The organism is Cycloclasticus sp. P1 (assembly GCF_000299965.1).
Taxonomy (GTDB): domain Bacteria; phylum Pseudomonadota; class Gammaproteobacteria; order Methylococcales; family Cycloclasticaceae; genus Cycloclasticus; species Cycloclasticus pugetii.
In genome coordinates, this window is the sequence record NC_018697.1 from 1,602,438 (window position 1) to 1,625,552 (window position 23,115).

20 protein-coding genes and 1 pseudogene are annotated in these 23,115 nt (G+C 41.4%); 7 read left to right on the top strand and 14 right to left on the bottom strand.

The genetic code is table 11. The annotated features are described in order from the left end of the window. The first annotated feature begins 9 nt into the window (after positions 1–9). Positions 10–630, top strand: a complete 621-nt coding sequence (locus tag Q91_RS07680; RefSeq protein ID WP_020162436.1) for a DUF2238 domain-containing protein — start codon at positions 10–12, stop codon at positions 628–630. Here Q91_RS07680 and epmA read toward each other — a convergent pair. After that, positions 604–1,578, bottom strand: a complete 975-nt coding sequence (gene epmA, locus Q91_RS07685; protein WP_015006322.1) for an EF-P lysine aminoacylase EpmA — start codon at positions 1,576–1,578, stop codon at positions 604–606. The two genes, Q91_RS07680 and epmA, sit on opposite strands and share 27 nt — an antisense overlap. 7 nt (positions 1,579–1,585) lie before the next feature. Further along, positions 1,586–2,155 (bottom strand): elongation factor P, encoded by a 570-nt coding sequence (gene efp / locus Q91_RS07690; protein ID WP_015006323.1) that lies wholly within the window; start codon positions 2,153–2,155, stop codon positions 1,586–1,588. Positions 2,156–2,215: 60 nt separating this feature from the next. Between efp and epmB the strand changes: the two genes are divergently transcribed. The 3 genes from epmB (at position 2,216) to Q91_RS07705 (ending at position 7,184) form a co-directional block, all read left to right on the top strand. Continuing rightward, a complete protein-coding gene (epmB, locus tag Q91_RS07695) occupies positions 2,216–3,247 on the top strand; it encodes an EF-P beta-lysylation protein EpmB (protein WP_015006324.1) in 1,032 nt (343 codons plus the stop codon). A gap of 81 nt (positions 3,248–3,328) precedes the next feature. After that, on the top strand, positions 3,329–5,089 hold the full coding sequence (locus Q91_RS07700; RefSeq protein ID WP_015006325.1) for a hypothetical protein: 1,761 nt from the start codon (positions 3,329–3,331) through the stop codon (positions 5,087–5,089). A 19-nt stretch (positions 5,090–5,108) separates the two neighbouring features. Beyond that, the gene (locus tag Q91_RS07705) at positions 5,109–7,184 is read left to right on the top strand and encodes an EAL domain-containing protein (RefSeq protein WP_015006326.1); all 2,076 of its coding nucleotides are present in this window, start codon (positions 5,109–5,111) and stop codon (positions 7,182–7,184) included. On the opposite strand, the gene Q91_RS07710 is transcribed toward Q91_RS07705, so the two are convergent. The 4 genes from Q91_RS07710 to prmB all read right to left on the bottom strand — a co-directional run bounded on the left by Q91_RS07710 (position 7,181) and on the right by prmB (position 11,560). Then, positions 7,181–8,080 carry a 5'-nucleotidase gene (locus Q91_RS07710; protein WP_015006327.1) on the bottom strand — a complete coding sequence of 300 codons (900 nt, stop codon included), beginning with the start codon at positions 8,078–8,080 and terminating at the stop codon, positions 7,181–7,183. The two genes, Q91_RS07705 and Q91_RS07710, sit on opposite strands and share 4 nt — an antisense overlap. Before the next feature lie 203 nt (positions 8,081–8,283). Further along, entirely contained in the window at positions 8,284–9,474 is a 1,191-nt protein-coding gene (locus tag Q91_RS07715) for an MFS transporter (protein WP_015006328.1), read from the bottom strand. Positions 9,475–9,508: 34 nt separating this feature from the next. Beyond that, complete coding sequence (gene aroC / locus Q91_RS07720) at positions 9,509–10,615, bottom strand: chorismate synthase (RefSeq protein ID WP_041230526.1); 1,107 nt, start codon at positions 10,613–10,615, stop codon at positions 9,509–9,511. 24 nt (positions 10,616–10,639) lie between these two features. Next, entirely contained in the window at positions 10,640–11,560 is a 921-nt protein-coding gene (gene prmB / locus Q91_RS07725) for a 50S ribosomal protein L3 N(5)-glutamine methyltransferase (RefSeq protein WP_015006330.1), read from the bottom strand. A 110-nt stretch (positions 11,561–11,670) separates the two neighbouring features. On the opposite strand from prmB, the gene Q91_RS07730 reads away from it, so the two are divergent. From Q91_RS07730 to Q91_RS07740, 3 genes are read left to right on the top strand one after another with little or no spacing between them, the layout of a single operon-like run. Further along, on the top strand, positions 11,671–12,909 hold the full coding sequence (locus Q91_RS07730; protein WP_015006331.1) for an HDOD domain-containing protein: 1,239 nt from the start codon (positions 11,671–11,673) through the stop codon (positions 12,907–12,909). Positions 12,910–12,925: 16 nt separating this feature from the next. Next, a complete protein-coding gene (locus Q91_RS07735; protein ID WP_015006332.1) occupies positions 12,926–14,242 on the top strand; it encodes a flagellar hook-length control protein FliK in 1,317 nt (438 codons plus the stop codon). Then, on the top strand, positions 14,242–14,535 hold the full coding sequence (locus Q91_RS07740; RefSeq protein WP_015006333.1) for an EscU/YscU/HrcU family type III secretion system export apparatus switch protein: 294 nt from the start codon (positions 14,242–14,244) through the stop codon (positions 14,533–14,535). Before Q91_RS07735 ends, Q91_RS07740 begins: the two co-directional genes overlap by 1 nt. Here the strand turns inward: Q91_RS07740 and Q91_RS07745 are convergent. The 8 genes and pseudogenes from Q91_RS07745 to flhB all read right to left on the bottom strand — a co-directional run bounded on the left by Q91_RS07745 (position 14,532) and on the right by flhB (position 23,115). Then, positions 14,532–14,924 (bottom strand): DUF2802 domain-containing protein, encoded by a 393-nt coding sequence (locus Q91_RS07745; RefSeq protein WP_015006334.1) that lies wholly within the window; start codon positions 14,922–14,924, stop codon positions 14,532–14,534. The genes Q91_RS07740 and Q91_RS07745 overlap by 4 nt on opposite strands. Before the next feature lie 178 nt (positions 14,925–15,102). Further along, the gene (motD, locus tag Q91_RS07750; protein ID WP_015006336.1) at positions 15,103–16,116 is read right to left on the bottom strand and encodes a flagellar motor protein MotD; all 1,014 of its coding nucleotides are present in this window, start codon (positions 16,114–16,116) and stop codon (positions 15,103–15,105) included. A gap of 3 nt (positions 16,117–16,119) precedes the next feature. Next, positions 16,120–16,857 (bottom strand): flagellar motor protein, encoded by a 738-nt coding sequence (locus Q91_RS07755; RefSeq protein WP_015006337.1) that lies wholly within the window; start codon positions 16,855–16,857, stop codon positions 16,120–16,122. A 92-nt stretch (positions 16,858–16,949) separates the two neighbouring features. Then, entirely contained in the window at positions 16,950–17,645 is a 696-nt protein-coding gene (locus Q91_RS07760) for an RNA polymerase sigma factor FliA (RefSeq protein ID WP_198003986.1), read from the bottom strand. 32 nt (positions 17,646–17,677) lie between these two features. After that, the gene (locus tag Q91_RS07765) at positions 17,678–18,535 is read right to left on the bottom strand and encodes a MinD/ParA family protein (protein ID WP_015006339.1); all 858 of its coding nucleotides are present in this window, start codon (positions 18,533–18,535) and stop codon (positions 17,678–17,680) included. After that, complete coding sequence (gene flhF / locus Q91_RS07770) at positions 18,528–19,832, bottom strand: flagellar biosynthesis protein FlhF (RefSeq protein ID WP_015006340.1); 1,305 nt, start codon at positions 19,830–19,832, stop codon at positions 18,528–18,530. The genes Q91_RS07765 and flhF overlap by 8 nt, the downstream gene beginning before the upstream one ends. 23 nt (positions 19,833–19,855) lie before the next feature. Next, a pseudogene (gene flhA / locus Q91_RS07775) lies at positions 19,856–21,945 on the bottom strand (flagellar biosynthesis protein FlhA). Between the two features lie 24 nt (positions 21,946–21,969). Further along, complete coding sequence (gene flhB / locus Q91_RS07780) at positions 21,970–23,115, bottom strand: flagellar biosynthesis protein FlhB (RefSeq protein WP_015006342.1); 1,146 nt, start codon at positions 23,113–23,115, stop codon at positions 21,970–21,972.

Consider the following 23,115-nt stretch of genomic DNA (forward strand, 5'->3'; position numbering starts at 1 on the left):
ACAAGCAAATTGAAAACCAACACGGTTTACACATCGGCTTGGCTTTTTATTTTTTTCAGCACATTACTATGGTCTGCCATAGCACCCAATGATGCCCTAACATGGTTACTTGAGGCCCTTCCGGCAATTATTGCGTTAATAATTTTAACCTTTACCCGCAAGACCTTCCCACTCACCACGCTGGCCTACCTATTAATCTTAATACACGCTGTCATTTTGATGGTTGGTGCTCATTATACTTATGCTGAAGTCCCTCTTTTTGATGCCTTGGCTGAGCTAATGGGCTCAGAAAGAAACAATTACGATAAACTTGGGCACTTTGTTCAAGGCATCACCCCAGCGATTATTACTCGGGAAATTGTCATACGACAAGATGTTATAACGTCATCACGCTGGATGAATTTTTTTGTCATCTGCGTGTGCTTAGCCGTGAGTGCATTTTATGAGTTAATTGAGTGGTGGATTGCATTAGCGTCAGGCAAAAGCGCAGACGCTTTCTTAGGCACGCAAGGCTACATTTGGGATACACAGTCAGACATGATGTTTGCACTAATTGGCGCCATCACTGCCCTGCTCACCTTATCTTATTTACACGATAGACAATTAAGCTCGATCAATCGGAAACGTTAAAACATCATCAATGGCGTTCGCGCCTGTCATTAACATCAACAGCCTATCTAAGCCCAAGGCAACGCCTGAACATTCGGGCATTCCATGTGCAAGCGCGGCTAATAAATTTTTGTCCATCGGCAAACCATCTAAGCCACCTTGCTCTCTTTGTGTTAACTCATCTCGAAAGCGCCTAGCTTGTTCAGCAGCATCGGTTAGCTCCTCATAACCATTCGCTAACTCCACATTATTAAAGTACACCTCAAAACGCTTAGCGGTCACGGGCGGGCCTTCATCTAATTGGGCTAACATCGCCATGCATTCAGGGTAATTGGTTACAAAATAAACAAGGTCTTTTTTAAGCTTCGGCTGAACATATTGACTGAATACGTAATCTAGGCCGTTGGATAACTTCCCGCCACAAATATCACTCGCCTCTGGGTTGCCTTGCGTAGTCGCATAGGCCATTAAATCACTGTAGGTAAGCTGATGAGGGTTTAACCCGGTTAATTGCTGAAATAGTTGTTGGTACGTGACCGTTCTATACGCCAAATTTTGCCCGAAACAGAGCATCAACAACTCAACCATTTCATTGATTAAATCAGCCAGCTTAAAACCCACTCGATACCATTCTAGTAACGTAAACTCAGGGTTATGAAAACGCCCCCGTTCAGACTGTCTAAATGATTTTGCTATTTGATAAATAGAACCCGAGCCCGCAGCCAGCAAACGCTTCATGGCAAATTCAGGTGACGTTTGCAAGTACAGTTTTTGAGACGCCGACAGGGCCGTACAAAAACTATCTAAATTAATATCACAACTTGCTGCTGCTGAAAGCACCGGCGTTTCGACTTCCAGAACAGCTTTTTCTATAAAGAAAGCCCTGATCGTTCGATAAAGCTCGGCACGCTGATGCAATAAAGCCGCTGAACAAGTCGGCGGCCATTGCTTATTGTTAAGGTCAGTCAATTAAAAACTAGTTTTTCACACGTGAAGTGTATTCGCCTGTGCGAGTATCAACCTTAATCACTTCGCCAATTTGCACAAATAAAGGAATTCGAACAACTGCACCTGTTTCTAATGTTGCGGGCTTACCACCACCGCCAGAAGTATCGCCTTTTAAGCCAGGGTCGGTGTCGGTCACTTCAAGCTCTACAAAATTTGGTGCCGATACCAATAAAGGCGCCCCATTCCATAAAGTCACAATACATTTATCTTGTTCTTTTATCCACTTTGCAGCATCGCCAACTGCGGTTGCATCACCGGATACTTGTTCGAACGTTTCATCATCCATGAAGTACCAAAAATCCCCATCGTTATATAAATAAGACATTTCAGTTTCCATTACGTCAGCCGCTTCAACGGTTTCGCCCGACTTAAACGTGCGGTCAATGACCCTACCTGTTTTTAAATTACGAATCTTTACTCGACTAAACGCAGGCCCCTTACCGGGTCTCACGAATTCATTTTCAACAATCGTGCATGGCGAATTATCCAACATAATTTTTAATCCGCCTTTAAATTCATTTGTACTGTAAGTGGCCATGTAAATTCTCGTTAATTAATATAGTTAAATTATAAAGTTCTTCAATTAATGGTCATTATAATGGCTAATATGATGAACACAGAAAAAACTTCTTTAATTCCGAGCTGGCAGCAAGAACTCCAATCGGCCTTTACAAACATCAATGACTTATTGTGTTTTTTAAACCTTAATATTGACGACCTTAGCCTTCATACTGAAGCAGCTAAAGATTTTCCACTTCTGGTCACAAAAAGTTACGCACAGCGCATTAAAAAGTCTGATTGGGATGATCCGCTGCTTCGGCAAGTTCTCCCCGACCCTAGTGAGCTTTTAACAAACCCAGATTATTTAAATGACCCAGTTGGTGACAGCCAAGCCAGTGTCTTGCCCGGCTTGTTACATAAATATTATGGTCGTATTTTACTGGTTAGCACGGGGGCCTGCGCAATACATTGTCGTTACTGTTTTCGTCGTGAGTTTCCATATACTGACAATAGTGCAAACCGCTCACAGCTTGACTCTATTAAACAGTACCTCATTGAACACCCAGAGGTAACCGAGGTCATTCTCAGTGGTGGCGACCCGTTAACACTAAGTGATACCAGACTTGAGCACTTATTTGACTTGTTCGAACAGCTGCCACAAATTGAGCGTATTCGTATTCATTCAAGAATACCCATTGTGTTGCCTAGCCGGATAAGCAAAAAATTATTGGAAATACTTTCCTCAACAAATAAAAAAGTCATTATGGTTATTCACGCCAACCACCCAAACGAGTTAGATGATAGTGTTTCTAACACTTTGTTTGCTATAAAAAAAGCGGGGCTTACTTTACTCAATCAAACGGTATTATTACGGGGCATAAATGATAATGCAAAAACCTTAACTAAGTTAAGCCACCGTCTATTCCACTGCGACACCCTCCCCTATTACTTACACGTTCTTGACAAGGTAAACGGTGCTATGCATTTCGATACACAGATGGAGCATGTGTTTGATGTATACCAACACCTTCAAAAAAAACTCCCAGGTTATTTAGTACCTAAGCTGGTACGCGAAGAAGCCGGCAAGCCTTATAAAACATTATTATCTACAAATATTAACTTTCCTTAAAATAAGGCGCATAATCAAACCTAACTTATAAAAAATAATTTAAAACACACCTTAAATAAATACTGACTTAAGAAACACCACATGGATATGCACAAAAAATTCACGGATAGAATTGGGCCTGTCGCAACTAAATCTCACGTAGATTTGCCTTTTGAGCCTAATACAAGATCCTGCCAAGAGTGGGTAGACGACTTGCCGATCTTAGACGCCGCATCGACAGCAGGAATGATGTTGACAGCAACGCAAGGGCTATTATCAACGACCGTTGCCCCCTACACTGAATTTAAAATTTCTGAGGTAGTTAGCCCTTATGTTATAAAACTAACAACTCTCTACCTTAAAGCAACAGAGGGAACCAAGTTACCGTTAAGCCAAAAGCAGGCTGAGCTTTCAACACAAACATTAAAGGTTTTAACAAACGCCCAAGCTGTTTATCAAAATATTATATGCTCCGCATACTTTGCTAAAAACAGCGCTGATGAGAGCGGTGACGATACTCCTATTTTTTCTAAACACCAAAAGGGCCTTATTATCCATAGGGCCGTAGAGCTACTGGGTATTATTCAGTTTTTTGAGTCCCTAGTTTACAAACCCACTGACGCTGGCTTTTGGAATGCGCTCAACGCCTTATTTACTCTCGCTGAAGACTTGCAAGTACATCAACTTGATTACCTTAAAGTAAACGGTAACAGCCACACTACGATAGAAAATGAATTCAAGAAAATTCATTTTTTTAATTTAGCTCGCCCTAACCGGTTTAGACAAGGTGATATCAAAACGATCCAACGTATTTTATCCTTGCAAGCTAATAATATAACAATGTCCTCAAACCAAGAGGTATCAACAAGCTTTTATATTGACCTTTCATCATCTAAACCGATTTCCCATGTGGCGACTTTAAAAGCGCATGATCAATGCCGTTTTATAGACAATAAGCTTCTTGTTCAATTCATACAAAGTGATCAACTTGTCGCCCCAGAAAGACAGGTCACTATTTCAATGACTCCTGAGAAACCTATTTTGTCAAAAAAAGTAATCCAGCAACTATTACCTAGCTGGAGCACTCAACAAAGCCGACAATCACCGAGGTATGAACAAACTGAGGAGTTAACCGTTTACCCTGGTTTCGACAGTGTTATTAGGGCGTTGGTTCTTAAACAAAACCCCGATTACTTTGGCAAAAAACCCGCTCAAACAACAAAACCTCGTCACGACTTCGGTATAGATAACCTACACTTAATACCAATAGAGGAACGCTACAAAAGCCAACATACAATAAATGATACCGACGTAAACAAAGCGCTTAAAGCTTCCGCCGAAAACTCACTGTCTGCAAACAGCATTTGGACTAAAAACCTTATAAAGCCAGGTGAAAAAGGTCACTCAATGGAAGCAACAATGAACGATATCAGCTTACAAGGGCTAAGGTTTCAAATTGCTGCTAATAACCAAGCCCTTTTAAATGCAAATGACCTTATTGGCATCCAAACAAAAACTGGCCCCCTTCAACTCGCTATCATTAGGCGCATCAATAAACTTGAGGACGGCGATATTTCTGTTGGTGTAGAAATGATGTCGCCTAATCTTAAAATTGCCAATATCAAGTTCCATAATAAGGAGCTCCCCCCTAAACCGGCTATTTTCCTCCAAGGCATTCCTAGTATTCATCAACCAGACTCAATTATCACCCCTCTACTACTAAACAATACAGCTAAAAGCATCATCTTAAAAACAAAGGACACCCTTAACACTTACCGCCTTGATAAAATAATAGAAACAAATCAAGTTTTTAACCATTACACAGTGTTAAAAGAATCAGATCTAGATTATGGTAAGCAGTAATCTAATAATTGGCTGAAAGATGACTAAGCGGACTGTATTAACTGTTGGTTTTTCAACAAAAGAAAGTAAGGCTTTAGAGCTTGCATTGAACACAACTAAAACCGATGTTGTTTTAACACCAACAACTGCTAGCCGCCTAAAATCTGAGTCATACGCTGATGCGAACTTAGTTGTTGTAAAACTAAACGACGATGACTCAAAAAACGAAGATTTAATACGAAAAGTAAAACAATACTTTCTTCACTTCCCCGTCATTCTATTGACAGAAAAACACTTAAGCAGTGATGAAGTCAAGCGTTACGATGCTAACAACATTATCGATATTCGCAGCTTTAACCCTGTTCTTTTGGTCGCTAAGTCTATCGCCCGTGAAGTAACCCTACAACATAATAAATATTTATTACACCAGGTTAATTCACAGTTTAAAAATGAATCTTACCGATTCGAGTCTTTTCTAAAACATACCGAAGACGGTGTCGCGCTTATCTACGATGGGCAATATTGGGCGACCAACTCAGCCTATAAACGTATTTTTAGCATCCCTGATGATGAGAACATTATTTGCACACCCGTCATGGAGTTCAGTAGCCCAACATCATGCCCTGTGCGTGGCAACCTGCCTAAAAGAAACTTCAATACGTCGCTAGAATCGTTACCCGATGAAACCGTCTTATCGGTTCTTATACAAACTCGAGATGGCGACTCATTTGTCACCACTCTCTATAAGACGCATTGCTTTGTTAAAGAGCAGCTTTGCACACAAATCCTGGTTCATAACCCAGATGCATGGAGTAGCGTAGAAAAAGGCTTCACCGACCTACGAACCTTTGACCATGAAACTGGCTTGTACAACAAAAGATTTGTGACTGAATATATTGATAAAGAGATAGCCAGTGAAGAAGCACATGGCTCGCTGGCCATTATTCTGATTGATGACTTCCGTACTATTCGAGAACAGCATGGTATTAATTATACCGACGACGTTATTCGCTCCCTAAGCCGCACGATTAACGAAACCTGCTCGCAAAATGATATTCTTGCGCGCTATGGTGATGCTGTCTTCACCTTGTTTTCAGATGAGCTTGGGCGCTCTGAATTTTTGTTAAGCTGTCAAAAAATACTAACCCAAGTTAACAACACCCTCTTTGGCGATGATAGCCAATACATTAAATTAACCTTAAGTATTGGTGTTAGTTTTATTGACCCGCGAGTCACCACCTCTAAACAACTCACCTCACAGGCTGATAAAGCCTGTGACAAAGCCAGTTCTCATGGTGGCAACCAAATTCATGTCTTTGATTCTGTCACGACACCCTTAACCGTTATCATCGATGAGGCAAAAAACACGCATTTGATACAATCTGCTTTAGAACAAGACAGACTTCACCCGTTATACCAACCCATTGTGGAACTATCCCAGAAAAAAACTGAAAATTATGCGGTGCTACTTAGGATTCTTGATAGCAAGAATGCACATATCCCACCTGATCATTTTATTTTAACAGCCGAAAAAACCGGCTTAATCAGCCAGCTTGATGAGTGGGTATTGAAAAGCACCCTAGAACAAATCAAAGAAGCCTCTCGCCAAGGGATTAAAAGAAAATTCTTTATTTCTATCTCTAATATTACCTACCGAAATACACCGTTCATAGAAACGCTTGTGAGTGAATTAAAGTTCTATAATATAGATGCCAGTTTATTGGTTTTCCAAATCAGCTTTTCCGATGTAAAAATTGAACCTACTGTTTTAAAGAATTTCATCACCGTCATTAAAAAAGAGTGTGGTTGTCAAATCGCTTTTGACCAGATTGGTTTTAGTCAAATCACTGACAGCATATTAAAAGAGTACCATGTTGATTACTTAAAAATAGACGGTACGTTTAGTCAAAACTTACTTAACAATGAAGAGTCACAACAAACCATTAAAGATCTTATTCAAGTTACTCGCAGAAATAACGTAAAAACAATTGCAAAGTCGGTTGAGAATGCAAATACACTCGCGCTACTTTGGAACCTTGGTATTGACGCAGTACAGGGCTATTTCTTACAAGAACCCTCCGACATCATGCGTTTTGACTTTGACCTTAACAACTAATCTTCATTTGCCACGCCATGAGGCACATGTCCAGTAGCAACGTGTAGTTGAGCAGACTCGCAGTGCGCTGCTTGATCATCAAAGAAAATATCAGCACCAAATGATTTTAAAAACTCACCTTTTGCTAGCCCACCTAAAAAAAGCGCCTCATCAATTCTAATATCCCAAGAACGAAGCGTTCGAACAACACGCTCGTGGGCTGGCGCTGAACGAGCCGTTACCAACGCTGTGCGAACAGGAGATATTTCTTCAGCAAACTGACTTTGTAAATTATGCAAGGCAGATAAAAAGGATTTAAAGGGACCGCCAGACATCGGTTCTTTAGCTGATACCTGCTCATTTTCAGTAAACGCATCCAGCCCTTTTTCCTTATATATTCTCTCCGATTCATCAGAAAAAATAACCGCATCACCATCAAAGGCTATCCGTAACTGATCATTAGCAGCATCCGTGCCTTTACCAGACAAAATAGTCGCTGCAGCATGCCCTACCTCCAACGCCTTACGTACATCTTCTGGAGAGGTTGAGAGAAACAAGTCCACTTCAAAGGCTGAGATATAACCAAACGGGCTATTACCACTGGTAAAAGCAGCACGCTTTATATCTAAATCATGTTCGCGTATTGAGTTAAATACCCTAAGTCCAGTATCGGCGCTATTTCTTGATAATAAAATCACCTCAACTGATGCCTCAGGTAATCGCTTGTTCAAGCCCAAAAGCTTTTTCACCAAAGGGTAAGCCACCCCGGGGTTTAAACTCTCATCCTCCCTAGCAATTTGATAAGCGCAGTACGCTGCTTTGCCTTCTGTTTCAAACACTTTATTCGATTCGACTAAATCAAATAATGCCATTGAAGAGATCCCAATCGTTAATTTTTTAGAACCTGATGATTGCATGATGAATACCCCTATTTCGCTCGTCCATATTAAATCATGTAGATAAGCCCCATAAAAGAAGCCCTTTACCGTGTACAACTAGTTGAAGATTCCAGCAGTACTGACGATATTAGTTGTTTATAAAGCCTCTATCAATAACACATATAAGCATAAACTAACTGCTAGTTTATTTGTTCATCTGTTGAAATCATATCAGCGCTTAATTAGACAGAACTAATGCCTTCGCCTGTGGCTGCTAAGTCCTCAGAATTACCTCGTTCCACCCAGTTCCATGCAACAAAAAATGCTATTGCACTCAAGAAAGAGGCCATAGTAAATACCCATTGCGAACCAAACCCATCCCAAAGAAAGCCCGCTAGCAGCCCACCAAACATGCCACCTGCCCCATAACCAATACTCGTATATAAAGCCTGGCCTTTATCTTGCGCCGCACCTTTAAAGTAGTGATGTGTTAACTGTATGCAAACAACATGAAATGAGCCAAAAGATGCGGCATGTAATAGTTGCGCCACTAACAGCGCGACCAAACTTTCTGCTAGCCAAGCAATAATTAACCATCTAATAATGGTTAAAAATATACTTAACAATAAAACAAACCGTAATTGAAGATGATGAAAAAGCTTCTGAATTATGATAAATATCGCAATTTCAGCAAAGACGCCTAACGACCATAACAGGCCTATTTCAGTTTCGTTGTAATCTAGCTTATCGAGTAATATCGAAAAAAATGCGTAATAGGCTCCATGTGAGGCTTGCATTAAAAAAACCACCATAAAAAATGCGACTATTGCCTTTTTGCTCAAAATGGAATAAATCGTAGGTCCCTTTGTTGGATGTTTTTTTCGCCCTTTTTCACTCAGCAGCAAGCTAGATAAAAAAATCATCACCAAGCACAGACTGACCAAGAGCGGCCATTCATCTAAACCGATGACTGTCAGCACATAGCCAACACCCAACACCGTCACAACAAACCCCACCGAACCCCATAACCTTATTCCGCTATATAGGTTTGTTCGCTGCGCCAATTTAGTTAATGTCACTGCCTCAAACTGCGGCAACATGGCATTCCAAAAAAAACTAAAAACAAAAAATATCAACAAGATAGCAACAAATTCTTGCTCAAATAGCACACAGGTATAAGCCGCCGCGGATACAAAAGAGGCCAACTGGATCAGTCTCATTCGGTCATTAAACCCTGAAGATATCCAAGCTAAAATACTCGGCGAAACCAGCTTAGTTCCCTGCATCACAGCAAAAACTAAACCTACTTGCACAGCCATATAGCCAATAGAATTTAAATACAGGCCTAAATACGGCGTCAGCGCACCTAAGGATGCAAAATAAAAAAAATAGAACCCAGATAACCGCCAATAAGGCAATTTTTGATTAGCCAACGAAATAAACCTTATGCCAGACTATTAGTGAACACTATAACGAGCTGTCTCCCGCTGGAATAATAGGTGCCGCTGATTTCACATCACTGTTTTGTCCTGTGTGTCTTAGCATATGATCCATTAACGTAATGGCCATCATCGCTTCTGCAATAGGGGTTGCTCTAATGCCTACACAAGGATCATGTCGTCCTTTAGTAACAACTTCTATGGGCTGCCCATGTATATCGACAGACTGACCAGGAATTCGTAAACTGGATGTGGGTTTCAAGGCGATACTGGCCGAAATCGCCTGACCAGTAGAAATACCTCCTAAAATACCGCCGGCATGATTACTGAGGAACCCTTCTGGCGTTATTTCATCTCGAAACGCCGTACCTAGCGCCTCCACACAGCCAAAGCCCCCTCCAATTTCAACACCTTTGACGGCATTAATACTCATTAAAGCATGCGCCAGTTCGGCATCAAGGCGATCAAAAATCGGCTCACCCAACCCTACAGGGACACCTGTTGCACTAACATTGACCCTTGCACCAACAGAATCGCCTGATTTTCTCAATGCATCCATATAGTTTTCTAATTCACCTACTTTACTGGGATCTGGACAAAAAAATGGATTTTCATGGACATAGGCCATATCAACCACATCAATTTTAATTGGTCCTAGTTGAGCCAAATACCCTTTAATTTCAACACCAAATTTCTCTCGCAAATATTTTTTTGCAATACCGCCAGCGGCTACCCTCATTGCCGTTTCACGGGCAGAAGAACGACCACCACCACGATAGTCACGAAAACCATACTTTTGCTGGTAGCTATAATCTGCATGCCCAGGTCTAAAGGTTTCTTTGATATTCGAATAGTCCTTAGAACGCTGGTCTGTATTTTGTATCAACAGTCCAATAGAAGTCCCTGTTGTTTTCCCCTCGAACACACCCGATAAAATTTTTACTTCATCAGCTTCACGTCGTTGTGTTGTGTGTCTTGATGTACCAGGTTTTCTTAAATCAAGATCACCTTGTAAGTCTGCCTCGCATAGCTCTAAGCCCGGAGGACAGCCATCTACAATACAGCCAATAGCCGGACCATGACTTTCTCCAAAACTAGTCACCGTAAAAATTTTTCCTATTGAATTTCCTGACATATTCGTATTATTACTGTTAATTAATTACGCTAGTTTAGCTTGAAATAGCGTGTGATATTTTAATAATTCTTCTTTCGTTAACATGAAAACACCATGTCCACCATACTCAAACTCTTGCCATAGAAAGGGGACTACTGGGTAACATTGTTGCAAAGCCTCATCTGTGTTTCCAACTTCAACATAAAGCACCCCACCTTCTTTTAAATATTCTGGAGCCTTCACAAGAATGTTATGCACCAATTCTAAACCTGATACTCCACCATCCAAACCAAGTTGAGGTTCTTTATAAAACTCGTCAGGTAAATTAGAAAGCTCCTCATGCCCAACATATGGCGGGTTACTAATAATCAGATCATATTGCCGATTCGCCAAGCCTTCAAATAAATCTGACTCTATAGCCTCTACCCTGTCTGCAAGTTTATGCCGCTGTATATTTTTATTAGCAACATTTAACGCCAACGCTGAAATATCAGCCAAATCAACCTTTGCCTCAGGAAAGCTAAACGCACTAGCAATCCCTATGCAACCGCTACCGGTACATAAATCTAGAATACTATTTATTTTTGAGCTATCCACCCAAGGAGCAAACCGGTCTTCAATAAGTTCTGCGAATGGCGAACGAGGGACAAGAACATTATTATCAACAAAAAAAGGTAGGCCAGCAAACCACGCTTCACCCACTAAATAGGCAGCAGGAATTCTTTCTACTATTCTACGCTCAAAAGCATCTAAAACTTTTTGCTGTTCATCAACACTCACCTCTGAAGATAATATCTGCTCATTATCTAACGGTAAATTCTTTGTGATGCCCAGCACAATATAACTGGCTTCATCTAGTGTATTATCTGTCCCATGGCCAAAATAAAGCCCTGCATCAGCAAATAAATTAGCGCCCTCAGTAATGAGTTCATTAATTGTCTTTATTTTTTGTATTTTAATTGTCATAAGGGCATAGAAAGGGCTATATTTAACTGAATAATAGGATGATTGGTGATTAATGATAATTTTAACTCAAATCATAACTTACAAAGCAGTTTAAAAAAGCAGTATAAAAAATGTCCATTAGAAGCTTAACAAACGAAGAAGTTAACACCTTATTTCCTATCAGAAACTTCTCTGATAATAGCAAGCAGCAACTTAAAGAAATGGTGAAAACGGAACAATATGATTCCAATAGCATATTGTTTTCTGAGGGTAGTAGTGATGACAAACAAACTTACTTATTAGAAGGTAAAATACAGCTAACGTTTAGTAACAAAAAAGAAAGAATTATAGAAGGTGGTCAAATGGAAGCCCGCTTTCCCATTGATAATACATCTCCTCACCAAGCCACAGCCGTTGCACTTGGAGATGTCACCGTTTTATCTGTTAAGCGCAACACATTAGATGATTTATTAAACGAGGTCCTGCCCAATAACAACGTTGAGATTCTTGATAATAGTCAGGACTCCTTACTGTATAACCAACTTTACTTTGAAGTTACCCAAGAAATGCAAGCGGGTAAACTAATATTGCCATCTATTCCAGAAACGGCGGTAAAAGTTCGCGCTGCTATCACAGACCCTCATGCAACGTCAGACACGATTGCAAAAATCACCCAACAAGACCCCGCTATTACCGCTCAGCTAATCAAAGTTGCAAATAGTCCCTTATTTAGGGGACGAGAAAAAATCGAAGCCCTCCCGCTTGCGATCACTCGATTAGGAATAAAAGCCATCAGCAACCTCATTACCACTTTTACCATGAGGATGGTTTTCACAGCTAAAACAAAAGACGTAAAGGATTTGATCTCAGCGTTATGGTTACATAGCCGAGATGTCTCAGGAATTTGCGCTGTCATGGCAAAAAAGCTTAAGGGATTTGATACTGACAAGGCTATGTTAGCCGGCTTGATACACGATATCGGATCCATACCTATTTTAACTCATGCAGACAAACACCCAAATTTAATACATAACAAAACCGAAGTACAACAGACGCTTGAAAAGCTCTCCCCTGTTATCGGCAAGATGGTATTAGAAAAGTGGAATTTCACTGAAGACTTCGTTGAGTTAGCCGTTAATGCTGAAAACTGGGAGCGCAAAAATGATCAACCCGCTAACTATACGGACTTAGTCATTGTTGCCCAATTACTCAGTTTTAAAAACACCCCTCACAAAAGTCACTACCCAGAAGCATCTTCTGTACCTGCTTATAATCGGCTGACCAAGTTGCTCCGAGACCCTAACGATTCGCTTGATGTGTTGGAAAATGCGCAAGAAGAACTGACTATCGTCAAACAACTTTTCAATTAAATAGCCACTAGCTTCATTGGAAATACCTAGCCTCCCAACCCACGTAACAACAGCAACTAGGGAGACAGCTTTAATTATAGACAAGCTCCAAACCGGTCAACCCTTACAAGTAAAAATAGTCGATCAATTAGCCAATAAGCATGACGTTATTATCCGTTTGGGTAATCAACTGATAGCGGTAAAAACAAATATTCCCGTCACTGTTGGTCAAACGATTAACGTGATAGTCGACAGAACGCCTACTGAACTGATCCTAAACGTTAAACAGCCACCACAAGCCAATCAACAAATACCGTTAAGCTTACGACACTTACTTCCAAAACAAACTCCCGTCAGTGATTTCCATCAGCCACTCGGCGAAGTGCTTGCTGGGATTAATAAGCAAACAGTTCAATCAGCGCTGACTCAGTCAAAAGAACTGGCGCTGCAATTACTTCAGCTTCGGCGTTTAGCCAATAATATTATTCACACCTTGCCCAAGCAAAAAAATATAACAACAGCTGCGGGACTAAAAGACGCAGTCCAGCACTCAGGTGTGTTTTTAGAACCAACCTTACAAAAAATGCTGTTGGACAATAAAGCCGCTTTAAAAAACCATTCTGATAACGCAACAACCAGACATCAGCTTCCACTCGAACATTTAGCCACTAAAGCATTAAACCAACAATCTACTGAGCTCTCTCGCGTTGATATAAAGGCAAACCTTATTAAACTCATACAATTATTGAATGCCTGGCCAAACTCCACAGCAAGCCAACAAAAAGCGCAGCCACAAAGACTAACGCAAGAAGCGGCACCATCGTCCTCAGTAAAACCTACCGTTATGACACAACAGGCAAGCGCAGCGCAATTATTCGACCAACAAATAAAGGCCTTACTCAATAAAACAGAAGGTGCGCTTTCTAAAATAACGCTAAACCAACTGGCAAGCAGCAATATCGATAACAGTACCGGTCGCCAAACATGGCAAATTGAAATTCCGTTTCTAAACCAACAAGCTACGGAGTCTGTTTTTCTAAAAATTGAACAAGAAGACCCCTCTCGTAAAAAAACGAATGAGACGAACCCTCAATGGGTCGTTTCGCTTGAAATGAACCCTCCAAAATTAGGCCTCATTAAAAACAAACTCACACTTCAAAACCATCAAATCAGCAGTCATTTTTGGGCAGAACAACTCGAAACACGGCAGCTAATTGATCGTCACTTAAATACCTTCAAAGAACAACTTAACCGCGCCAACTTAAAGACCGATAGTATTCAGTTACAAGAAGGGCCAGGCCCGATAATGCAAAACAACAAACCTAGCGAATCTATTTTAAGTGAGAAGGCCTAATGACTGACATAGTAAACCCTGCTGATATTGCCATTGCTTTAAAATACGACGGCCAACATGCACCTACTATAACCGCAAAAGGTAGGGGTGATCTTGCACAGGACATTATTGACCTTGCTATTGCTAATGACATCCCCTTTGATCACAACCCAGAATTAGTCAAAATACTCAGTAGTATTCCTCTCGGAGATGAAATTCCCGAAGCACTTTATATAGCCGTTGCAGAAGTCATTGCCTTTGCTTATTTACTATCCGGTAAAGTACCAGACAACTATACAGGGCAAGCAGACTAAGCCTTATGTAAGCGAATCAGTAAACTGGCTTCATCAACTGTTAGGTGGCACTTTTCAACAATTTCATCAGCGCTAGCCCCTTTTTGCGCCAACTCTATCGCACCTTGGAACTCTTGTAAGTGCTCAAACGTATCGCTTTCTTCTAATTCTTCTATACGGCCCATTAAACTACGAACACGCCGCTCTGCCCCACCCACGCGCTCATCAACACCTAAACCACTCGCACAAAGGGCTGAAATATCATGTTGAACCGTGTTAAGTTTCTTACCAAGGTGGCTAACTGTAGACTCCAGTGCTTTAGTTCTACACCATTGTTTATAGGTTAGAAAAAACAGCATCACCACCGCCAACAGCAGCGCGGTAACAACTATAGGTATATAAAATTCCATCAAACCCTTTCGTCTATATGTTTAGGCACTGAGTCATCCTCAGTATCTTTTGGTCGTTGCTTTTCAATTTTTTTATTTGTTTGAGCGTCTGGTTTATTTTTATTGTTCGGCTTAACAGGACGAACAGCTCTACTTGGTGTTATTTTATTTATACCGGCCATCTTTACTAACCCATATATTAATTCAAAAATTTATTAAACCGACTATTTTTGGCTTTCTCAAGCTTCTCTATTTTTTCAGCTGTCGATTCATTTGGTTCACTCACATTACCCATTGGCAACTCAATCGCTTCTTGCAATTCGACCGCTTTCTTCTCAACAACCATAGGCTCTTCAATAACCGCCTGCGCTGATTTTCTTTTTTCTGCAAAACGTGAAATAGCATTCGATTGAACCACAATAACCACTCGTCTATTCCTTTCACGCCCTTCTGGGGTTCGGTTATCCTCAACTGGATGGTGTTCGCCATAACCAACCGCCGCCAAACGTTGCGGATCGATCCCATATTTAGTCAATAAATGAACAACACTGGCTGAGCGTGCGGCAGATAATTCCCAATTAGAAGGGTATTCAAATGAATTTATCGGAATATTATCCGTGTATCCTTCTACTTGCACCGTATTATTTAATTTTCTAATTGGCTTGGCGACCTGCCATAAGACTCTTAACGCTTCATCAGACAAGCTCGCATTACCACTTCCAAATAACATTTTGCTGTTCAATTCAATTTCGACCCAAAGGTCATTTTTTTTAACCGACACAAGGTCACTATCTATTAGTGGGGACAAACCAGACTCCAAATTGTCGGCTAACTGGCCTAAGACTTTCGCTTCACTTATTGTTTGATCACTGTCAATGTCACTATCAACAATTTTAGCTGTTTGTTGTGGTTTGGCCTCAGAAAATAGCTCAGGAATCATTTTATCGCCCCCTCCTTCCAGCTCCATCAGCCTTTCAATCAGCGCTTTATTTTGCAGCACATCGCCAATTTCTATTGGATTCATGGTTCTAGGCTGACCTTTAAAAGCGCCATCTAAAGTGCTTGATAACACTCTATATTTCCCTTCATTCACCGACGAGACCGAATACATCACCACAAAAAAGGCAAATAAAAGGGTAATGAAGTCCGCATAAGAAACCATCCATCTCTCATGGTTTTCAACCTCTTCAAGCTTTTTTTTGCGTCTTGCCATTGACTATAAATACCCTTGAAGCTTTATCTCAACATTCCGTGGATTTTCACCTTCGGCTATCGCCGCAATCCCCTCTATCATCATTTCTCGAGATTGCGAGTATGCTTGAATTTGAACTTTTAATTTGGAGGCCATAGGAATAAATAATAAGTTAGCTAAGCCTACACCATAGATGGTTGCAACAAATGCGGTTGCAATACCAGCTCCTAATTTACTTGGGTCGGACAAGTTTTGCATAACATGAATAAGACCCATAACAGCACCAATAATGCCGATTGTTGGTGCATAACTACCCATCGACTCAAACACTTTTGCACTCAGCAACTGCCTTTCTTCTAGCGCTTCTAATTCAAGCATTAATATATCGCGTATTACTTCTGGTTCAGCTCCATCGACCAATAATTGCATTCCTTTTTTAGCGAACTCATCTTCTTCATCATCAACAACCGCTTCAAGACCGAGTAACCCTTCGCGTCTTGCAATTTCGCTCCATTCAATAATTTTAGTGATTGACTGTTTTAGCTTAAGCTCAGGAGGAAAGAGCACCCAGCTTAATAACTTAAGTGAACCAAAAAATATTTTTGCGGGTGATTGCAGCAAAACTGCGCCAATGGTTCCACCCAGCACAATCAAGGCTGCCGGGCCATTAATCAACGCAGACAGGTGGCCACCATCCATAAAATTGCCACCTAAAATAGCACCAAAGCCAATAATTACGCCCAAAATGGTCAAAATATCCAAATTACACTCTCCTGGTTTAGGGCGAATAACATCGAATGAAAAATCATCAATACAGCTCCCTTGTCTTAATTATTAGGCTTAATACCTGATGCTTATGAGGGCGCATAATTTACCAAACGTGATTTCAAGCGAAGCATTGCTTGATTATTAATTTGACACGCTCGTGATTCACTTACCCCTAATACACTGCCTATTTCTTTTAAATTTAGTTCATTATCATAATACAATGATACGACCATTTGCTCTCTTTCCGGCAAGCTAGAAATGGCCCCTGCTAGTGCCACTCTAAAGTCTTCTTCATTGATGTTTTCTAAAATATTTTCTGTAGAGACTTGGTCGCTTTCTCCCTCCATCTCATCGGTACTGAATAACCGACAACATGTACTATCTTGCAATATTTTATGATATTCCTCTATTGTGATATCTAGCAGCGCGGCTATTTCTGTGTCACGCGCATCTCGCCCAGTTTGCTGTTCAATACGTCGCATCGCTTCAGTAATTTGACGCGCTTTTCTATGCACCGACCTAGGCGTCCAATCGGTGCGCCTAACATCATCCAACATGGCGCCTCGTATGCGAATTCCAGCATACGTTGCAAAACTAGCCCCATAGTTATCTTTATAGTTATTAGAGGCTTCTAATAAACCTATCATACCTGCTTGAATAAGGTCTTCTACTAAAACAGTATCCGGTAGTTTCGCTAATAAGTGATAAGCAATGCGTTTAACTAAAGGCGCATGCGTAGCAACCAGTTCCCCAGCAGTTTTTGCTTGAAGGTTGGTATACATCGCAATGCCGTTCACTCCGTCAACTCTCCTATTTAACTCGCCTGAATAAGCCGTTCTACAAAAAACTCTAGATAACCTGCCGCACCCCGTTGTACAGGCCATCGATCGATTTTATTTGCTAGGTTTTTAATCGCCACGGCGGCGTGACTATTTGGCGCAGACTCAAGTACTGCTTGTTGTTTTTGAACTGACTTACGGAGACTTGGATCAAATGGAACAGCACCTGTAAAATACAGCGCTACATCAAGATATTGATCCGTGACTTTACAGAGCTTTTGGTACAGCATTTTCCCATGTTGAAGCGACTCCACCATATTGGTAATAATATGGAAGCGAGACAAGCCATGATCACGGTTTAACAACTTAATCAACGCATACGCATCGGTTAATGACGTTGGTTCATCACAAACAACAATCAACACCTCTTGACAAGCCCTTGCAAAATTAATCACACCGCCATGAATGCCCGCTGCGGTATCAACCAATAATAAATCAATTTCTTCTTGAAATTCGCTGAACGCATTAATAATCCCAGCTTGTTCCAGCGTGCCCATTTCTGCCATATGCTGAACACCTGATGAGGCTGGAATGACTTTTAAGCCCTGAGGGCCTTCAACAACAATTTCGTCTAACGTTTTTTCCCCACTTAACACATGGGTTAAATTAAATTCCGGGTGCAGCCCCAGCAAAATATCAACATTGGCTAACCCCATATCTGCATCAAGCAGCGCAACTTTTCGGCCTAATTTACAAAAAGCGATTCCCAGGTTTACAGATAAATTTGTTTTACCCACCCCACCTTTACCACTGGCTACTGCAATCACTCTCACAGGTTTTTTATTTGTCATCTGTTTCATTCCTGATGCTTGATTCAAGCCTTCTTTAAACATTCGCATGTCGCGAAGACCCATCTAATAACACAGATAAACCAATATCTTCTTCATCTGCTAATAATTCACTGGGTTCAATAAACGTTGCCATAAGCTCGCTGGCAGATGGGTAATGGAGATCTTCAGGTACTCGTTGCCCATCTGTTACAAAACCCAAGGGTATTTGTTGTTCAATAATGGCAGATAGTGCACTGCCAGGGCAATCTGTTTCATCCAATTTACTAAGAATGCAGCCTTTTGGCTCTGCATCTGCAAACGTTTTAATCACTTCGCGCATAGCCCTAGATTCGGTAGTCGCCGAAATGACCAAATAATTATCTATCTCAAACTTATCGTCTTGCAATAATTTGAACTGTTCTGTCATCCGAATATCTCGTTGACTCATCCCAGCTGTATCGATCAATACCAACCGTTTATCGACGAAATCCGTTAATGCATCTTGGAAATCCTCTTCGGTAGAAGCAACACGCATAGGCACACCTAAAATTCTAGCAAAATTACTCAATTGCTCATGAGCCCCAATACGGAAATTATCTGTTGTGATTAATGCTAATGAATCAGGCCCGTGACGCATTCTAAAACGTGCAGCAATTTTTGCGATAGTGGTGGTTTTACCCACACCTGTAGGGCCCACTAAAGCGACCAAACCACCGTCATCAAGTATTTTGTTCTCCATGATAGGTAGTGAATCGGCAGCTAGTGTTAAGCAATTAAGCCACGCCTCTTCAAGCTCTGTTTCTGTAACAACCGTTTCGGCCAACTTAACACTTAGTTTTTTTGAAAACCCGGTATCCAACAATCGTCTAATAACATCAATTCGTACTGGGTTTTGTTGCGTCCGGTCTGACCAAGACAATTCGTTTAATACGGTTCTAAACTCATGCCGCATCATGTCTAATTCATGTTTAACTGCCTTAATAGCTGGGTCTTCAACCCATGTTGGCTCGACCCCTGCCGGTTTGTTTTTTGCTGGTTTTGGTTTAGCTAACCGTTGTTTCAGCGCCGGTTTTTTGTGGCCCGGCGTATAGTCCTCTCTAAACGCCTGCTTAGGCGGCTCATTCCAGTCTATTGACACCCTGTCATCTTTTAGCTCCTCATCCAACCTAGCATCTAGCAACGTTTCTTTCTTATCGGCCGCTGCTTGAATGGCTTGCTCATCATAATCCTTAGCCGCCACAATTTCGACGCCACCGTCTACTCTATTATTTGATAGGATAACCGCATCCGCACCCAGCTGCTCTTTGACCAGCTTAAGTGCTTCACGCATATCAGGAGCAAAAAAACGTTTAATTTTCATCGAATATAACCTCGTAAAGTCTATTATCCATTTTGCCCAACACTCCCAACAACACGAACTTGTCTATCCTCAGGGATTTCGTTATACGACAAAACATTTAATGTTGATATTGAGTGGCGAACAAAATGAGCTAACCAAGGGCGCAAAAAGCCAGAGACTAGAAGAACGGCACTTTTCCCTTCCATTTCTAGTTTTTGAGTACTTTCTTGCAATGCATTTATCATTCTTTCTGCTAACCCTGGTTCCAATCCTGCGCTACCATCTTCTGACGCTTGTAAGCTTTGTTGCAATAGCGTTCCAAATCTGGATCTAAAGTAATCACTGACAGTTCACTGTCTAAGCCACTGATTTTCTGGACTATTGAGCGGCCAAGGGCAATTCTAACGGCCGCTGTTAATGCGCCAGCATCTTGACTGCTACGCCCATGTTCAATCAGTGTCTCGGCAATTGTTCGCATATCTCGAACCGGAATATTTTCCTGTAATAAATTTTGCAGCACTTTAACAACTGTACCTAATGAAATGGTTTCTGGTACTAAGTCTTCAACCAGTTTTGGCGCTGACTTTTTCAGCGTATCGAGCATTTGCTGAACTTCCTCATGGCCTAATAACTCATGCGCATGTGTTTGAATAATCTGACTTAAATGTGTTGCCACAACAGTCCCAGGGTCAACAACGGTATAGCCCATTGTTTGTGCTTGGTCCTTTTGCGATGAGTCAACCCAAACCGCGTCTAGACCAAACGCGGGGTCTTTTGTAGCAATGCCTTGAATATCACCAAATACTTGGCCTGGATTAATCGCCAATTCCCTATCAGGGTGAATTTCAACCTCGCCAATATTAACGCCCATCAATGTTAGGCGATACACATTCGGTGCCAAGTCTAGGTTGTCACGAATATGCACAGATGGAATTAAAAAGCCTAATTCTTGCGAGAGCTTTTTCCGTACCCCTTTAATTCTTGACATCAGCTCACCACCTTGCGTTTTGTCAACTAAGGGAATCAACCGATAGCCCACCTCTAGGCCAATCATATCGACTGGGGCCACATCATCCCAAGACAGTTCTTTTGGTTCATCTGGCAATGCTTGTACAGGCGAATCAAGCTCAACAGGCGTTAATTCTGCCTGTTGCTGTTTTTTATGCACTAAATAAGCAACATAACCTAAGGCACCGGCCAATGACATAAACACTAAGTTGGGCATTCCTGGAATCAACCCTAATACGCCAATAATCGCACCAGCAATAGCCAATGCTTTCGGGTTACTAAGTACTTGCAGTGACACCTGCTCACCCATATCTTGATTACTATTCACTCGCGTCACGATAATGGCTGTTGCGGTAGAGAGTAATAAGCCGGGGATCTGCGCCACAAGACCATCACCAATTGTTAGCAATGTGTAATATTCCATTGCTTGAGAAAAAGCCAAGTCGTGTTGCAACACACCCACACCAAGGCCGCCAACAATATTAATTAGTAGAATCAAAATGCCTGCAATAGCATCACCACGAACAAATTTACTAGCCCCGTCCATCGAACCATAAAAATCAGCTTCCTGACTAATCTCTGCTCGTCTGTCACGTGCTTCATCTTGGGTTAACAGCCCCGCATTTAAGTCTGCATCAATAGCCATTTGTTTACCCGGCATTGCATCCAAAGTAAACCGAGCGCTCACTTCTGAGACACGGCCGGCACCCTTTGTAACTACCACAAAGTTAATGATAATCAAGATGCTAAAAACTACTAAACCAACCGCGTAGTTACCACCAATAACAAACGCACCAAATGCTTCGATCACTTTACCGGCAGCATCACCACCATTATGCCCCTCAAGTAAAACCACCCGCGTTGATGCAACGTTTAAACTAAGCCGTAATAACGTAGCTACCAATAAGAAGCTTGGAAAAACAGCAAAATCCAGTGGCCGTAATGCATAAACCACTACCAATAAAACAATCAACGACAACGCAATATTAAAGGTAAACAGCATATCCAATAAAAAAGGCGGCAATGGCAGCACCAACATCGCCAAGATGACCATAATCAAAATGGGTGCACCTAAACCATTTCGCGCGAAATCTAATAAAATTTTTGAAATGTCGTTAAAATTCATCGTCTATTGCTACCTTGTTAAACGCTAATCGGTGTTGTTTGTATATTTTTTGTATTCATCTGGAATAGAAATATCACTTGGCGCGACTGGTTTCTTCCAGCGCTTTTGTGTTGCAATTCGTAATTGATAAACATATGCCAAGACTTGAGCTACCGCTAGGTAAAGCCCTTTAGGGACTTCTTGATCAATTTCCGTCGTAAAGAATAAAGCCCTAGCTAAAGGTGGCGCTGAAACCAGCGTAACCCCATTACCAACCGCAATATTCCTTATTTTCGCGGCTATTAAATCCGCACCTTTAGCAACAACGATGGGGGCATCGCTTCCACCTTCCTCGTATTTAAGTGCTACTGCAAAATGCGTGGGGTTGGTCACAATAACATCAGCCTGTGGTACCGCTTCTAGCATTCTTCCTTGTGACATTTCTTGTTGCAATTGACGTATTTTACCTTTTACTTCGGGCCGCCCTTCGGTCTGCTTCATTTCATCTTTCACTTCTTGAAGCGTCATTTTTAGCTTTTTCTTGTATTCCCATAAACTAAACGGCACATCAATCGCCACGACCAATAATAAAGACGAGCATAAAATGACAAAAGATAAGGTCATCACATCGCTGGCTCGAAGCAAGGCATTTTCTAACGGTAATTGACTAAGATAGATAAACTCGCGCAAGTAGATATCCACTAACAAAGCCATAATGCCTAATATTAAGCCAAACTTAAGTAAAGATTTAACCAGCTCTATTAGACTGCGCATCGCGAACATTCGCTTAAAGCCTTCAAGCGGATTCATTTTGCTTGCCTTAGGAGCAAAGGCTTCAGCACTAAATGACCAGCCCCCCATCGCAATAGGAGCCGCTAACGCAGCAACCACCATCGCCGCTAAAAAAGGGGCCACGAACATTAGTGCCTCCTGCATAGCGAACTGAAGGCTGTTAATTGATGCTAAAGGGTCAAACAAAGTGCTTCTTTCTATCGTAAAAGCCTCTTCCATCACGCGCCACATGCCTTTCATGATGCGCTCACCGGTCATCCAAATCATCACCGAGCCCACCATTAAAACAACGACCGTATTCAGTTCTTTAGAGCGTGCAATATCACCCTTTTTTCGGGCGTCTTCCTCACGTTTGGCGGTGGGTTCTTCGGTTTTTTCTTGGTCGTTATCAGTCGCCAT

What these genes read in the sequence shown, in the direction of transcription:
- efp (WP_015006323.1), bottom strand. Translation starts at nt 2,155, where the DNA reads ATGGCCACTTACAGTACAAATGAATTTAAAGGCGGATTAAAAATTATG.
- epmB (WP_015006324.1), top strand. Translation starts at nt 2,216, where the DNA reads ATGGCTAATATGATGAACACAGAAAAAACTTCTTTAATTCCGAGCTGG.
- Q91_RS07700 (WP_015006325.1), top strand. Translation starts at nt 3,329, where the DNA reads ATGGATATGCACAAAAAATTCACGGATAGAATTGGGCCTGTCGCAACT.
- Q91_RS07705 (WP_015006326.1), top strand. Translation starts at nt 5,109, where the DNA reads ATGACTAAGCGGACTGTATTAACTGTTGGTTTTTCAACAAAAGAAAGT.
- Q91_RS07710 (WP_015006327.1), bottom strand. Translation starts at nt 8,080, where the DNA reads ATGCAATCATCAGGTTCTAAAAAATTAACGATTGGGATCTCTTCAATG.
- aroC (WP_041230526.1), bottom strand. Translation starts at nt 10,615, where the DNA reads ATGTCAGGAAATTCAATAGGAAAAATTTTTACGGTGACTAGTTTTGGA.
- prmB (WP_015006330.1), bottom strand. Translation starts at nt 11,560, where the DNA reads ATGACAATTAAAATACAAAAAATAAAGACAATTAATGAACTCATTACT.
- Q91_RS07730 (WP_015006331.1), top strand. Translation starts at nt 11,671, where the DNA reads ATGTCCATTAGAAGCTTAACAAACGAAGAAGTTAACACCTTATTTCCT.
- Q91_RS07740 (WP_015006333.1), top strand. Translation starts at nt 14,242, where the DNA reads ATGACTGACATAGTAAACCCTGCTGATATTGCCATTGCTTTAAAATAC.
- Q91_RS07745 (WP_015006334.1), bottom strand. Translation starts at nt 14,924, where the DNA reads ATGGAATTTTATATACCTATAGTTGTTACCGCGCTGCTGTTGGCGGTG.
- motD (WP_015006336.1), bottom strand. Translation starts at nt 16,116, where the DNA reads ATGGCAAGACGCAAAAAAAAGCTTGAAGAGGTTGAAAACCATGAGAGA.
- Q91_RS07760 (WP_198003986.1), bottom strand. Translation starts at nt 17,645, where the DNA reads ATGTATACCAACCTTCAAGCAAAAACTGCTGGGGAACTGGTTGCTACG.
- Q91_RS07765 (WP_015006339.1), bottom strand. Translation starts at nt 18,535, where the DNA reads ATGTTTAAAGAAGGCTTGAATCAAGCATCAGGAATGAAACAGATGACA.
- flhF (WP_015006340.1), bottom strand. Translation starts at nt 19,832, where the DNA reads ATGAAAATTAAACGTTTTTTTGCTCCTGATATGCGTGAAGCACTTAAG.
- flhB (WP_015006342.1), bottom strand. Translation starts at nt 23,115, where the DNA reads ATGGCGACTGATAACGACCAAGAAAAAACCGAAGAACCCACCGCCAAA.